9 protein-coding genes and 1 tRNA gene are annotated in these 15,241 nt (G+C 66.7%); 1 reads left to right on the top strand and 9 read right to left on the bottom strand.

Annotated features, from left to right (window positions below):
* Positions 1–123 precede the first annotated feature (123 nt).
* Positions 124–1,653 carry a sensor histidine kinase gene (locus OMP39_RS13620; protein WP_264892292.1) on the top strand — a complete coding sequence of 510 codons (1,530 nt, stop codon included), beginning with the start codon at positions 124–126 and terminating at the stop codon, positions 1,651–1,653.
* Positions 1,654–2,679: 1,026 nt separating this feature from the next.
* On the opposite strand, the gene rpoC is transcribed toward OMP39_RS13620, so the two are convergent.
* From rpoC to OMP39_RS13665, 9 genes are all read right to left on the bottom strand, one after another.
* Complete coding sequence (rpoC, locus tag OMP39_RS13625; protein ID WP_264892293.1) at positions 2,680–6,897, bottom strand: DNA-directed RNA polymerase subunit beta'; 4,218 nt, start codon at positions 6,895–6,897, stop codon at positions 2,680–2,682.
* 13 nt (positions 6,898–6,910) lie between these two features.
* A complete protein-coding gene (gene rpoB / locus OMP39_RS13630; RefSeq protein ID WP_264892294.1) occupies positions 6,911–11,032 on the bottom strand; it encodes a DNA-directed RNA polymerase subunit beta in 4,122 nt (1,373 codons plus the stop codon).
* Between the two features lie 410 nt (positions 11,033–11,442).
* Positions 11,443–11,817, bottom strand: coding sequence for a 50S ribosomal protein L7/L12 (gene rplL, locus OMP39_RS13635; RefSeq protein WP_264892295.1), 375 nt, complete (start codon positions 11,815–11,817; stop codon positions 11,443–11,445).
* Between the two features lie 36 nt (positions 11,818–11,853).
* A complete protein-coding gene (gene rplJ / locus OMP39_RS13640) occupies positions 11,854–12,357 on the bottom strand; it encodes a 50S ribosomal protein L10 (RefSeq protein ID WP_264892296.1) in 504 nt (167 codons plus the stop codon).
* A 303-nt stretch (positions 12,358–12,660) separates the two neighbouring features.
* The gene (gene rplA / locus OMP39_RS13645; protein WP_264892297.1) at positions 12,661–13,368 is read right to left on the bottom strand and encodes a 50S ribosomal protein L1; all 708 of its coding nucleotides are present in this window, start codon (positions 13,366–13,368) and stop codon (positions 12,661–12,663) included.
* Between the two features lie 2 nt (positions 13,369–13,370).
* On the bottom strand, positions 13,371–13,802 hold the full coding sequence (rplK, locus tag OMP39_RS13650; RefSeq protein WP_264892298.1) for a 50S ribosomal protein L11: 432 nt from the start codon (positions 13,800–13,802) through the stop codon (positions 13,371–13,373).
* A 248-nt stretch (positions 13,803–14,050) separates the two neighbouring features.
* The gene (gene nusG / locus OMP39_RS13655) at positions 14,051–14,608 is read right to left on the bottom strand and encodes a transcription termination/antitermination protein NusG (RefSeq protein WP_264892299.1); all 558 of its coding nucleotides are present in this window, start codon (positions 14,606–14,608) and stop codon (positions 14,051–14,053) included.
* Positions 14,609–14,624: 16 nt separating this feature from the next.
* On the bottom strand, positions 14,625–15,008 hold the full coding sequence (gene secE / locus OMP39_RS13660) for a preprotein translocase subunit SecE (RefSeq protein WP_264892300.1): 384 nt from the start codon (positions 15,006–15,008) through the stop codon (positions 14,625–14,627).
* 152 nt (positions 15,009–15,160) lie between these two features.
* Positions 15,161–15,236 (bottom strand) — tRNA-Trp (locus tag OMP39_RS13665).
* Between the last annotated feature and the right edge of the window lie 5 nt (positions 15,237–15,241).

Consider the following 15,241-nt stretch of genomic DNA (forward strand, 5'->3'; position numbering starts at 1 on the left):
GATCGACGGTGCCCGCATCGGCAGACGCACCGTCCATGCAGCCATGGTAGAAACCCATCGGGTGCTGCGCTGTCCGCCAGGCGCCGCGCGGCATCGTCGGAAGGCACTGACACCCCCCGTCTCATGAACGAGCCCTCGCGTCCCCTGCCCCCCGCTTCCGATCCCGGCGGCGAACGCCCGGGCCTGGCGCGGTCGCGCTGGCAACAGTTCCTCGCACGGCTACGGAAGGCGCAGGCCGAGATCGAGGCCGCCGCCGCACGCTCCGGCCGGGTGCCCGCGCAGATCCTGCGGCGCCTGGCCGTGCTCAAGCTGTCGCTGCCGCTCACCCTGCTGCTCGGCGCCGCGATGCTTTGGATGACGGAGCGCGGCTACCAGCGCATCGACGAGAGCTACGCGGCCCTCAAGAACTCGCGCCAGGTTTTGCAGGAGCTCAACAACCTGTCGTTCCTCGCGGCGCGCGTAGACGCGACGCAGGCGGAGTACATCCTCACCGGCTCGCCCGAGAGCCTGGCCCGTCACCGCGCCGCGTCGCAGGAGGTGGTGCAGGCGCACGCGCGCCTGGCGGCTATGGGCGGCTGGAGCGGGGGCGGCAGCGACGCGGCCGTCGTCGCGCGGTATGTGGAAGCCGAGCGCCAGGAGGTGGAGCGTCTCGACCAGGCCCGCGCGGCAGCCCCGCCGGGCGATGTCCGCAACGTCCAGCTGCACCCCAACCCGGTGAGCGACGGTGCCCTGCGAGAAGCGCTGGGGGCGCTGGTTGCACGCGAGCGGCAACGGCTGGCGAGCGCGGAGGCAGCCGCCAGCGCCGAACTGCGTCGCCAGCGCTGGCTGACGCTCGGCGCGATCGCGGCGGGCGTCGGGCTGCTCGTGCTGCTGTTGCAGACGTACCGGGCCGAACTGGACGCCGAGTTGCGGATGGGCCAGCGTCTACAGGAGGAACGCGACCGCCTGGAACGCGAGGTGCGGCAGCGCACCCGCGAGCTGTCGGAGCTGGCCACGCACCTGCAACACCTGGCCGAGCAGGAGAAGAGCCGCCTCGCGCGTGAACTGCACGACGAGCTGGGAGCCATCCTCACGGCGAGCAAGATGGACGTGGGCATGCTGCTGCGCAAGCAGCTCGAGCCGCGCGAGTGGGCCCTGGCGAGCCTGAAGCGCCTGCAAGACACCCTCGAGCGCGGCGTGCAGCTCAAGCGGCGGGTGATCGAGGGCCTCGTGCCGACGGCCCTTCGCAACCTGGGGCTCGTCGCCGCCCTCGAGGCGCTAGCCGACGAAGTGGAGTCGCTCGGCGCCTTGCAAATCGAACGCGAACTGCCCGAGGACTTGACGCTCGATGCCGAGCGCAGCATCGCGATCTACCGCCTCGTGCAGGAGGCTTTGACCAACGTGCAAAAGCATGCGCAGGCTCGCCGGGTCGAGCTGCACCTGCACAGTGACGGCCAACGACTGCACCTGCGCGTGCGTGACGACGGCGTCGGTCTGGGCGCCGGCTCGCGGGCCAAGCTCAAGAGCCACGGCTTGCGCGGCATGAAGCACCGCGTCGATGCCTTCCACGGCAGCTTCCACATCGGCCCGGCCCCGGGGGGCGGCACTGAGCTGCGCGTGGCCCTGCCACTGCAAGACGTTGCCGAGGAAGAAGCGCCCGGGTCCGAGGGCTGAGTTTGTCTCGCCGCCTCTGTGGTCGAAAGGTGGAGCGCTGCGCGGCAGGGGGTGGGCGGCGGGGGCTCATGCTCGAGCGGTCGGGCCCCGCGGGGCTCGGGTCCGCCGCCGAACTCGCTGCGCTCACTGCGTTCGCTGCGCTCGAACATCGGCGGCGAGTATGAGGACGTGGCGCGCTGGCGCGCGCTGACCCGAGCCCCTGCGCTCCTCGCCGCCCGAGAAATCGCCCCCACCACCCACCCCCTGCCGCTCGGGCACCGGCCTGCCCTTCGCTCAGGCGTGCGGAGGGTCGGGGCCCCACACCCGTCGGTGCTGGTCACCCGTTCTCTTTCTCTTCTTCGCATGCCACCCGCCGTGTCGCAGGCCGGTGGGCGTGCCTGCGGGCGCAGGCCCTGGGTTCGCGGTGTCCTGACTGGTGAGCCACTTGGCTCGTGTTGACGAGGCACCTCCCGCCCCGCTCGGTGGCCGACCGCGAGGGGCCGAAGCACGCAGGCTCCCCACCGGCCTGCCGCTCCACCCCCCGCAGTACCACCTCTAACCTCTACGAAGCCCACCACCGCCCCTAGAAGGCCGGTGGGCGTGCCTGCGGGCGCAGGCCCTGGTTCGCGGTGTCCTGACTGGTGAGCCACTTGGCTCGTGTTGACGAGGCCACCTCCCGCCCGCTCGGTGGCCGACCGCGATGGGCCGAAGCACGCAGGCTCCCCACCGGCCGGACGCTCCCCCCCGCCGCAGTACCACCTCTAACCTCTACGAACCCCACCGCCGCCCCCCAAGGCCGGTGGGCGTGCCTGCGGGCGTAGGCCCTGGTTCGCGGTGTCCTGACGGGTGAGCCACTTGGCTCGTGTTGACGAGGCCCACCTCCCGCCCCGCTCGGTGGCCGCCCGCGAGGGGCCGAAGCCCGCAGGCTCCCCACCGGCCGGACGCTCCCCCCGCCGCAGTACGACCTCAACGAACAAGAAAAAAGGCGGCTCGCGCCGCCTTTCTCAGGGTGCCCGCAGAGCGCTTCCCGCGCCCCGGAGCCGTTCATCACTGAGCAGAAGTGTCGTCGTCGCCCAACTGCGAGAGTTGCACCGCTGCGAGTTCTTCCGCCTCCTGCATCGCGATGGCACGGCGCTCCTGCTCGTCCATCTCCTCCTTGGCCTTGCGCGCCTGGTGGAACGCGAGGCCCGTACCGGCGGGGATGAGGCGACCGACGATGACGTTCTCCTTCAGGCCACGCAGCTCGTCGCGCTTGCCCATGATGGCCGCCTCGGTCAGCACGCGGGTGGTCTCCTGGAAGGAGGCCGCGGAGATGAACGAGTCGGTGGACAGCGAGGCCTTCGTGATGCCGAGGAGCACGTCGGCGTAGGTCGCGGGCATCTTGCCCTCGGCGCGCAGCTTGTCGTTGGTGTCGAACAGCTCCGAGCGCTCGACCTGCTCGCCCGAGATGTAGTGGCTGTCGCCCGGGTTGACGATCTGCACGCGCCGCAGCATCTGGCGAACGATCACCTCGATGTGCTTGTCGTTGATCTTCACACCCTGCAGACGATAGACGTCCTGCACCTCGTCGACGATGTAGCGCGCCAGTTCCTCGATGCCCAGCAGACGCAGGATGTCCTGCGGGTCGGCCGGGCCGTCGACGATCAGCTCGCCCTTGTTGACCACCTGACCCTCGTGCACCAGGATGTTCTTGTCCTTCGGCACGAGCTCCTCCCAGACGTTGCCGTCCGGGTCGGTGATCTGCAGGCGCACCTTGCCCTTGGTCTCCTTGCCGAACGAGACGGTACCCGTCATCTCGGCCAGGATGCCCTTGTCCTTCGGCGAGCGGGCTTCGAAGAGCTCCGCCACACGGGGCAGACCGCCGGTGATGTCGCGCGTCTTCTGGCCTTCGACCGGAATGCGCGCCAGCACCTCGCCCGGGGCCAGATCCTGGCCATCGCGCACCTGGATCAGCGCGCCCACCGGGAAGCCGATGGTCACCGAGTGGTCCGTGCCCGGGATCTTCACTTCGTTGCCGTTGGCATCGACCAGCTTGACCTGCGGACGCACCACCTTGGCCGCGCCGCGCCGCTTCGGGTCGATGACCACCAGCGTGGACAGACCGGTGACCTCGTCCACCTGCTTGGCGACGGTGACGCCTTCCTCGACGTTCTCGAACTTCGCGCGGCCGGCGAATTCGGTGATGATCGGACGGGTCAGCGGGTCCCAGTTGGCCAGCACCGTGCCGGCCTTGATCGCCTGATCGGCCTTGACGTTCAGCGTCGCGCCGTACGGCACCTTGTGGCGCTCGCGCTCGCGGCCGTGCTGGTCGGAGATGATGATCTCGCCCGAACGCGAGATCACCACCAGCTCGCCCTTGCCGTTGGTCACGTAGCGCATCGTCGTGTTGAAGCCGATGAGGCCGTCGGACTTCGCCTCGACGCTGGAGGCCACAGCGGCACGGGTCGCCGCGCCACCGATGTGGAACGTGCGCATCGTCAGCTGCGTGCCCGGCTCACCGATCGACTGGGCGGCGATCACACCCACCGCCTCGCCGACGTTGACCAGGCCACCGCGACCGAGGTCGCGGCCGTAGCACTTGGCGCACAGGCCGTAGCGCGTGTTGCAGGTCAGCGGCGTGCGCACCTTCACCTCGTCGACGCCGGCCTGCTCGATGAGATCGAGCGCATCCTCGTCCAGCATCGAGCCGGCCGGGATGATGACCTCCTGCGTCTCGGGGTGCAGCACCTCGGTCGCCGCCACGCGGCCCAGGATGCGGTCGCGCAGCGACTCGATCACCTCACCGCCCTCGACCAGCGCGCGCATCGCGAAGCCGTGCTCGGTGCCGCAATCGTCCTCGGTGACCACCAGGTCCTGCGTCACGTCCACCAGGCGGCGGGTCAGGTAGCCCGAGTTCGCCGTCTTCAACGCCGTGTCGGCCAGACCCTTGCGGGCGCCGTGCGTGGAGTTGAAGTACTGCAGCACGTTCAGGCCTTCGCGGAAGTTCGCCGTGATCGGCGTCTCGATGATCGAGCCGTCCGGCTTGGCCATCAGCCCCCGCATGCCCGCGAGCTGGCGGATCTGGGCGGCAGAACCCCGGGCACCGGAGTCGGCCATCATGTAGATGGAGTTGAACGACTCCTGCTCGACGGTCTTGCCGTGGCGGTCGACCACCTTCTCCTTGGCGAGCTGGCTCATCATCACCTTGCCCACCTCGTCGCCGGCCTTGCCCCAGATGTCCACCACCTTGTTGTAGCGCTCGCCGGCGGTCACGAGACCCGAGACGTACTGCTGCTCGATCTCCTTCACTTCCTTCTCGGCGCGCTCGATGATGGCGTGCTTCTCCTTGGGCACGAGCATGTCGTCGATGGCGATCGAGATGCCGGCCTTCGTCGCCAGGCGGAAGCCGGCCTGCAGCAGCTTGTCGGCGAACACCACCGTCTCCTTCAGGCCGCAACGGCGGAAGGAGGCATTGATGAGCTTGGAGATCTCCTTCTTCTTCAGCGCCTTGTTGATGAGCGCGAAAGGCAGGCCCTTGGGCAGGATCTCCGACAGCAGCGCGCGGCCGACGGTCGTCTCGACCATCTTGGTCTCGGGCACCAGTTCGCCGGTGGTCTTGTCCTTGCTCCACTCGGTCAGGCGCACGCTGACCTTCGCGGTCAGCTCGACCACGCCGTTGTCCAGCGCACGCTGCACCTCGGCCACGTCGGTGAAGACCATGCCCTCGCCCTTGCCGTTGACGCGCTCACGCGTGGCGTAGTACAGGCCCAGCACCACGTCCTGCGACGGCACGATGGAGGGCTCGCCGTTGGCCGGGAACAGCACGTTGTTCGACGCGAGCATCAGCACGCGCGCTTCCATCTGCGCTTCGAGCGACAGCGGCACGTGCACGGCCATCTGGTCGCCGTCGAAGTCGGCGTTGAACGCCGCGCACACCAGCGGGTGCAGCTGGATGGCCTTGCCTTCGATCAGCACCGGCTCGAACGCCTGGATGCCCAGACGGTGCAGCGTCGGTGCGCGGTTCAGCAGCACCGGATGCTCGCGGATCACCTCTTCGAGGATGTCCCACACCACCGGCGTGCCGGCCTCGACTTCCTTCTTCGCCGCCTTGATCGTCGTGGCGATGCCCATCGCCTCGAGCTTGCTGAAGATGAACGGCTTGAACAGCTCCAGCGCCATCAGCTTGGGCAGGCCGCACTGGTGCAGCTTGAGCGTCGGGCCCACCGTGATGACCGAGCGGCCCGAGTAGTCGACGCGCTTGCCCAAGAGGTTCTGACGGAAGCGGCCGCTCTTGCCCTTGATCATGTCGGCCAGCGACTTGAGCGCACGCTTGTTGGCGCCGGTCATCGCCTTGCCGCGGCGGCCGTTGTCCAGCAGCGAGTCCACCGCCTCTTGCAGCATGCGCTTTTCATTGCGCACGATGATCTCGGGCGCCTTCAGCTCCAGCAGGCGCGCCAGGCGGTTGTTGCGGTTGATGACGCGGCGGTACAGGTCGTTGAGGTCGGAGGTCGCGAAGCGGCCGCCGTCCAGCGGCACCAGCGGACGCAGGTCCGGCGGCAGCACCGGCAGCACCTCGAGGATCATCCACTGCGGCTTGATGCCCGACTTCTTGAAGGCCTCCAGCACCTTCAGGCGCTTCGAGTTCTTCTTGATCTTGAGCTCCGAGCCGGTCATGTCGTTGCGGATCTTGTCGATCTCCGCATCGATGTCCATCTCCTCGAGCAGCTTCTTGATGCCCTCGGCGCCCATCATCGCGACGAACTCGTCGCCGTACTCGCGGCGCTTGGTCTCGTAGTCGTCCTCGCTCATGATCGAGAACTTCTTCAGAGGCGTCATGCCGGGGTCGACCACGACATAGGCCTCGAAGTACAGCACGCGCTCGATGTCGCGCAGCGTCATGTCGAGCACCAGGCCCAGACGCGACGGCAGCGACTTGAGGAACCAGATGTGCGCGCACGGAGCCGACAGTTCGATGTGGCCCATGCGTTCACGGCGCACCTTGGTCTGGGTGACTTCCACGCCGCACTTCTCGCAGATCACACCGCGGTGCTTCAGGCGCTTGTACTTGCCGCACAAGCACTCGTAGTCCTTGATCGGGCCGAAGATCTTGGCGCAGAACAGGCCGTCGCGCTCGGGCTTGAACGTGCGGTAGTTGATCGTCTCGGGCTTCTTGACCTCGCCGAAGGACCAGGACCGGATCTTCTCGGGCGAAGCGAGCCCGATCTTGATCGCGTCGAAGTGTTCGTCCGGCGTGAACTGCTTGAAAAGATCGAGCAGACCTTTCATGCGTTGCTCCTACTTAGTTGCGCTCGAGCTCGATATCGATACCGAGCGAACGGATTTCCTTGACCAGCACGTTGAACGACTCCGGCATGCCGGCGTCGATCGCATGCTCGCCCTTGACGATGTTCTCGTACACCTTGGTACGGCCGTTCACGTCGTCGGACTTCACCGTCAGCATTTCCTGCAGCACATAGGCCGCGCCGTAGGCCTCCAGCGCCCAGACTTCCATTTCGCCGAAGCGCTGGCCGCCGAACTGCGCCTTGCCGCCCAGCGGCTGCTGCGTCACCAGCGAGTACGGGCCGGTCGAGCGCGCGTGCATCTTGTCGTCCACCAGGTGGTGCAGCTTCAGCACGTGCATGTAGCCCACGGTCACCGGCCGCTCGAAGGCATCGCCGGTGCGCCCGTCGTAGAGCGTCGCCTGGGTGCGCGATTCGGTCAGGCCCTTGGCCTTGGCGATCTCGTCCGGGTAGGCGAGCTTGAGCATCGCGCGGATCTCGTCTTCCGAGGCCCCGTCGAACACCGGCGTCGCGAAGGGCATGCCCTCGGAGAGGTTGCGCGCCATCTCCAGCACCTCGTCGTCCGAGAGCGCCTCCAGGCTTTCCGTCTTGCCGCCCGAGCGGTTGTACAGCTCGTCCAGGAACTGGCGCAGCTCCGCGACGCGGGCCTCGCGCTGCAGCATGTCGCCGATGCGCTGGCCGATGCCCTTGGCCGCCCAGCCCAGGTGCACTTCGAGCACCTGGCCCACGTTCATGCGCGAGGGCACGCCCAGCGGGTTCAGCACGATGTCGCACGGCGTGCCGTCGGCCATGTAGGGCATGTCCTCGACCGGCACGATCTTGGAGACCACGCCCTTGTTGCCGTGACGGCCGGCCATCTTGTCGCCAGGCTGCAGCCGGCGCTTGACGGCCAGGTACACCTTGACCATCTTGAGCACGCCGGCCGGCAGCTCGTCGCCTTGAGTGAGCTTCTTGCGCTTCTCTTCGAAGGCCAGGTCGAAGCTGTGGCGGGTCTGCTCCAGCGAGTTCTTGATGCTCTCGAGCTGCTGGGCGATGTCCTCGTCGGCCGGGCGGATGTCGAACCAGTGGTACTTGTCGACGTCGGCCAGGTACTCCTTGGTGATCACCGTGCCCTTGGCGAGCTTCTTGGGCCCGCCGTTGGCCACCTTGCCGGCGAGCAGCTTCTCGATCCGGTCGAACGCGTCGGCCTCGACGATGCGCAGCTGGTCGTTCAGATCCAGGCGGAAGCGCTTGAGCTCGTCGTCGATGATCTGCTGGGCACGCTTGTCGCGCTGGATGCCTTCACGCGTGAAGACCTGCACGTCGATCACCGTGCCGCTGGTGCCCTGCTCGACGCGCAGCGAGGTGTCCTTCACGTCGGACGCCTTCTCGCCGAAGATCGCACGCAGCAGCTTCTCCTCTGGCGTCAGCGTGGTCTCGCCCTTGGGCGTGACCTTGCCGACCAGCACGTCGCCGGGACCGACCTCGGCCCCGATGTAGACGATGCCGGACTCGTCCAGGCGCGAGAGCTGGTGCTCCGAGAGGTTCGGGATGTCGCGCGTGATCTCTTCCGGACCCAGCTTGGTGTCCCGCGCCATCACCACCAGTTCCTCGATGTGGATCGAGGTGTAGCGGTCGTCGGCCACCACCTTCTCGCTGATCAGGATCGAGTCCTCGAAGTTGTAGCCGTTCCAGGGCATGAACGCGACCAGCATGTTCTGGCCGAGCGCGAGTTCGCCCAGGTCGGTCGAGGCGCCGTCCGCGATCACGTCACCCACGGCCACCGCGTCGCCACGCTTGACGATCGGGCGCTGGTGGATGTTGGTGTTCTGGTTGGAGCGCTGGTACTTGATGAGGTTGTAGATGTCCACGCCCACTTCGCCCGCGACCGCCTCGTTGTCGTTGACGCGGATCACGATGCGGTTGGCATCGACGTAGTCCACCACCCCGCCGCGCTTGGCCGTCACGACGGTGCCCGAGTCCACCGCGGCCACGCGCTCGATGCCGGTACCGACCAAGGCCTTCTCGGGCCGCAGCGTCGGCACCGCCTGGCGCTGCATGTTGGCGCCCATCAGCGCGCGGTTCGCGTCGTCGTGCTCCAGGAAGGGCACCAGCGAGGCCGCCACCGAGACGATCTGCGACGGGGCCACGTCCATGTACTGGATGCGGTCCGGCGAGGTCAGCACCGACTCGCCCTTCTCACGCGCGGACACCAGTTCGTCGATCAGGCGACCGTCCTTGTCCAGCGTCGCGTTGGCCTGCGCGATCACGTACTTGCCTTCCTCGATGGCCGACAGGTAGTCGATCTGGTCGGTCACCTGGCCGTCCACGACGCGCCGGTACGGCGTCTCCAGGAAGCCGTACTCGTTCAGGCGCGCGTACAGGGCCAGCGAGTTGATCAGGCCGATGTTCGGGCCTTCGGGCGTTTCGATCGGGCACACGCGGCCGTAGTGGGTCGGGTGCACGTCGCGCACCTCGAAGCCCGCGCGCTCGCGCGTCAGACCGCCCGGGCCCAGCGCCGACACACGCCGCTTGTGCGTGATCTCCGACAGCGGGTTGGTCTGGTCCATGAACTGGCTGAGCTGGCTCGCCCCGAAGAACTCTTTCAGCGCCGCGGAGATCGGCTTGGAGTTGATCAGGTCGTGCGGCATCAGCGCTTCCGTCTCGGCTTGGCCGAGACGCTCCTTGACCGCTTTTTCGATGCGCGCCAGGCCCGAGCGGTACTGGTTCTCGGCCAGTTCGCCCACGCAGCGCACGCGCCGGTTGCCGAGGTGGTCGATGTCGTCGACCTCGCCCCGGCCGTTACGCAGGTCCACCAGGATCTTGACCACGTCGAGGATGTCCTCGTTGGTCAGGGTCATCGGACCGTCCGCGGTGTCGCGGCCGACGCGCGCGTTGAACTTCATGCGGCCGACGCGCGAGAGGTCGTAGGTGTCGGCGCTGTAGAACAGACGGTTGAACAGGGCCTCGACGGCATCTTCCGTCGGCGGCTCGCCGGGGCGCATCATGCGATAGATCGCCACGCGCGCGGCGAGCTGGTCGGCCGTCTCGTCGCTGGCCAGCGTCTGCGAGATGTACGGGCCCTGATCCAGCTCGTTCGTGTAGATGCACTGGATCTCTTTGATGCCGGCGCCGCGCAGCTTCTTGAGCAGCGTCTCGGTCAGCTCGTCGTTGGCCTTGGCGATGATCTCGCCCGTCTCCGGGTCGATCTGGTTCTTCGCCAGCACGCGGCCGATCAGGAAGTCCTCCGGCACGGTGATGAACTGCGTGCCCGACTGCTCCAGCATCCGGGTGTGGCGCGCGGTGATGCGCTTGTCCTTCTCGACGACGACGTTGCCCGACTTGTCGGTGATGTCGAAGCGCGCCACCTCGCCCTTCAGGCGCTCAGGAACGAATTCCATCTGCGCGCCCGAATCCATCAGGCGGAAGTTGTCGAAGACGAAGAAGTGCGCCAGGATCTGCTCGGGATTGAGGCCGATGGCCTTGAGCAGGATCGTGACCGGCATCTTGCGACGGCGGTCGACGCGGAAGTAGAGGATGTCCTTCGGGTCGAACTCGAAGTCCAGCCAGGAGCCGCGGTACGGGATGATCCGCGCGGAGAACAGCAGCTTGCCCGAGCTGTGCGTCTTGCCCTTGTCGTGCTCGAAGAACACGCCCGGCGAGCGGTGCAGCTGGGAGACGATGACGCGTTCGGTGCCGTTGACGATGAAGGAGCCGTAGTCCGTCATGAGCGGCACTTCGCCCATGTAGACCTCCTGCTCCTTGATCTCCTTGACCGTCTTGGCCTGCGCCGCCTCGCGGTCGTAGATGATCATCTGCAGCTTCGCCCGAACGGCCGCAGCGTAGGTCAGGCCCCGCTGCTGGCACTCGCGCACGTCGAACGGAGGCTTGGCGATGTTGTACTCGAGGAACTTCATCTCCACGTACCCGTTGTGCGAGACGATCGGGAACGTGGACAGGAACGCGGCTTGCAGGCCCTCGTTCTTGCGCTTCTGCGGAGGCACCTCCTGCTGCAAGAAGGCCCGGTAGGAGTCCTTCTGCATCGACAGCAGGTAAGGAACCTCGAGCACGCTTTCACGCTTGCCAAAACTCTTGCGGATGCGCTTGCGCTCGGTGTAGCTGTAGGATTTTGCTTGCGCCATAAACACTCCGTGTCGAACGCCGTCCGGCCATGACGGCGTTGCGTTCGGCGACTGGCACCAGACGTTGCGTCTGAAGCTTGGTGGCTGGCCACTACCAGCCGCTGGCGGACAACCCTGGCGTTGCACCACGGTCCGACCAAACCCGGTTCTCCGCAGTCGGATCAGAGAACACTTGGAAGAACCCGACAGGATACCCCGTCAGGCGCTTCCAGGTGCCCTCCAGGGGCGAACCCCTGAAGCGCAAAAAGGGCTTTGCCCCAAAACGGGGCATGCCCCTACCCCCCGAAGGGGAGTAAATCGAGCGACTGCCGTTGCGAGCGGTCCGAGGTCGGTTCGAGAAGCCCAGTCGTACTGGCGTACGGCGAGCATCGCAGGACCGAGATCGGACCGCGCAGCAGGCGAGCGCCGATTTACTTGAGTTCGACCTTGGCGCCGGCTTCTTCCAGCTTCTTCTTGGCCGCCTCGGCGTCGGCCTTGGAGATGCCTTCCTTGACGGGCTTCGGAGCGCCGTCGACCAGGTCCTTGGCTTCCTTCAGGCCCAGGCCGGTGATCTCGCGCACGGCCTTGATGACGCCCACCTTGTTGGCGCCAGCGTCGGCCAGCACCACGGTGAACTCGGTCTTCTCTTCAGCGGCCGGAGCGGCAGCACCCGCGGCGGCGGCCGGAGCGGCCATCGCGGCGGCGGACACGCCGAACTTCTCTTCGATGGCCTTGACCAGCTCGTTGAGCTCCATCACGGACATGCTGTCCAGGGCGGTCAGGAAAGCGTCTTTATCGAATGCCATTTTGGGTTCCTAAACAGAAAGATACGGGGGTTCGGATCAAGCAGCAGGGGCGGCTTCGCCACGCTTTTCGGCCAGAGCGGCGAGCACGCGAGCCAGACGAGACACGGGCGACTGCATGAGACCCAGCAGCTGGGACAGCAGCACTTCCTTGCTCGGGATCGCGGCCAGCGCCTTCACGCCTTCGGCGTCCAGGGGCTTGCCGTTGTACGCGCCGGCCTTGACGACCAGCTTGTCGTTGCCCTTGGCGAAGTCGGCGAGGACTTTCGCCGCAGCGACGGCGTCTTCCGAAAAGCCGTAGATCAGCGGACCGGCCATGGACTCGGCCGCCACCTCGAACGGGGTGCCAGCGACGGCGCGACGGGCGAGCGTGTTCTTCAGAACGTGCAGGTACACGCCCTTTTCACGCGCCTGGCGACGCAGCTGGTCCAGTTGAGCGACGGTGAGGCCACGATACTCCGCCAATGCGAGCGTCTGCGACTTGGCCGCTTGGGCCGCCACTTCCGCCACAACGGCTTGTTTCTCGTTGCGATTCAGACTCAAGGTCTACTCCTCACATCCACACCGGGGTCGCCCCCGGTGCACCAGTTACAGCGACCTTCTGTTCAGGACACCAAGCCCGCCTTGCGGCCGGCCTCATCTCCATTCCAGCGGGTACGCCATCTGCGTTGGCTTCGCACGACCGCCGCTTGCACAGCGGCCGGCTCCATTAAGCGGGACCGAGCCCGCACCAACGGTCTTTGATAGCCCGGCGGCCGCGCCGGCCGCTCCTTGCGGAACGGTCGGGCGGGCCGTCGGCCCACCAATTCCTGCCGGCACCGCGACGAGGTGCCGGCGCCCCGGCGTTCAGGACGCTTGCGGGGTGTTGATCGTCGTCACGTCCACGCGCGCGCCGACGCCCATCGTCGACGACACGGCGATCTTGCGCAGGTACACGCCCTTGCTCGAAGCCGGCTTGGCCTTGTTCAGGGCATCCAGCAGCGCGCTCAGGTTGCCCTTGAGCTTGTCGGTGTCGAACGAGCGGCGGCCGATCGTCGCGTGGATGATGCCGGCCTTGTCGACGCGGAACTGCACCTGGCCGGCCTTGGCATTGCGCACCGCCTGGGCGACGTCCGGCGTCACGGTGCCGACCTTGGGGTTCGGCATCAGGCCGCGCGGGCCCAGGATCTGGCCCAGCGTACCGACGATGCGCATCGTGTCGGGCGAGGCGATCACGACGTCGAAGTTGATGTTGCCGGCCTTGATCTGCTCGGCCAGGTCTTCCATCCCGACGATGTCGGCGCCGGCGGCCTTGGCCTCCTCGGCCTTGGCGCCCTGGGCGAACACCGCCACGCGCTTGGTCTTGCCGGTGCCGTTGGGCATCACCACCGCGCCGCGCACGACCTGGTCGGACTTCTTGGCGTCCACACCTAGTTGCACGGCCACGTCGATGGACTCATCGAACTTGGCGGTGGCGCACTCCTTCACCAGGTTCAGCGCCTCGTCGATCGGATACAGCTTGGTGCTGTCGACCTTGCCCTGCAGGGCCTTTTGGCGTTTCGTCAGCTTGGCCATGGTCAGACCCCCTCCACGATCACGCCCATCGAACGGGCAGAACCGGCGATCGTCTTGACGGCAGCGTCGAGGTCGGCGGCCGTCAGATCCTTCATCTTGGTCTTGGCGATCTCCTCGAGCTGGGCGCGGGTGATCTTGCCGACCTTGTCGAGGTGGGCGCGGCTGGAGCCCTTCTCGAGCTTGAGCGCCTTCTTGATCAGCACGGTGGCCGGCGGCGTCTTGATGACGAAAGTGAAGGACTTGTCTGCATACGCGGTGATGACGACCGGCAGCATCAGACCGGGCTCCATGCCCTGGGTCTGGGCGTTGAACGCCTTGCAGAACTCCATGATGTTCAGACCGCGCTGACCGAGCGCCGGACCGACCGGGGGCGAGGGGTTGGCCTTGCCTGCCGGGATTTGCAGCTTGATGAAGCCGACAATCTTCTTGGCCATGATGATCTCCATTCACAAGCCCCGCGGCCAGGCAGGGCTTGTCGAGTACGAACGCAAGGGACTGGACGCTGGCGCGCTTACCCTTGCTCCTCCTGCCGATGTCTCGTCACCGGCTCGCAACGGGCCGGATCGCCGCACTTTCGTGCCGCAGGCCCCGGCCAGGGCCTTCATCCTCTGGTCACCGAGCACGCGGCCGACGCCGGGCGTCGGGCCACCCCTGCGGCGACCGGCTCAACGACCGCAGGCCGTCAGACCTTCTCGACCTGATGGAAGTCCAGCTCCACCGGGGTGGCACGACCGAAGATCGTGACCGACACGCGCAGCTTGGACTTGTCGTAGTTGACCTCTTCGATGGCGCCGTTGAAGTCGGTGAACGGACCTTCCTTGACGCGCACGATCTCGCCCACCTCCCACTCGACCTTGGGACGCGGCTTCTCGGTGCCCTCTTGCATCTGGTTGACGATCTTCATGACCTCGTCTTCCGAGATGGGCACCGGGCGGTTCTTGGCGCCGCCGACGAACCCGGTCACTTTGGACGTGTGCTTGACCAGGTGCCAGGTGTCGTCGTCCATCACCATCTCCACCAGCACGTAGCCGGGGAAGAAACGGCGCTCGGTCACGGCCTTCTTGCCGTTCTTGACCTCGATGACCTCCTCGGTGGGCACGAGGATGCGGCCGAACTTGTCCTGCATGCCGGCGCGCTCGATGCGCTCACGCAGGTTGCGCTCGACCGCCTTCTCCATGCCGGAGTAGGCATGCACGACATACCAGCGCTTGGCAGGGCCTTGGCCTTGGGTTTCGCTCATCGTCTCGCTCCCTTCGTCAGCGCTTCCAGCCCAGGATCAGGTCGTACAGCACCCATTCCAGGCTCTTGTCGGTGAGCCACAGGAACACGGCCATCACACCGACGAAGGCGAACACGTAGCCCGTCATCTGCATGGCCTCCTTGCGGGTCGGCCACACGACCTTCTTCAGCTCCCGCCAGGAATCGCCGGAAAAACCGATCAGCCGCTTGCCGGGCTCGGCGGTGAAGAACACGCCGATCGCGGCGGCCAGCGCGAGCAGCAGCGCCACCACGCGGATCCACAGATCCTGCTGGCCGAGCAGGTAGTAAGCCGCCACCGCAGCGACCACCAGCAAGGCCGCGACGGCAAGCTTGGCCTTGTCCGCGCCACTGGAGACGGTTTCGACTTGAGGTTGGGTCATGTGCATCACTTCGAACGCGGCGAACGGCTCGTCGCCACCATCAGCAGCAAAGCCCGCCGGGCTTGCGACCCCTTGCGGGGCCTGCCTGCGGGCTGCTGGACCGATCCACCCGGGGGAGCTTGCGCTGCGCAACGTGGGTGGTCAGCGAATTGTGGCAGGGGCAGAGGGAATCGAACCCCCAACCTTCGGTTTTGGAGACCGACGCTCTGCCAGTTGAGCTATACCCCTAGAAC

The organism is Schlegelella aquatica, assembly GCF_026013905.1.
Taxonomy (GTDB): domain Bacteria; phylum Pseudomonadota; class Gammaproteobacteria; order Burkholderiales; family Burkholderiaceae_C; genus Caldimonas; species Caldimonas aquatica.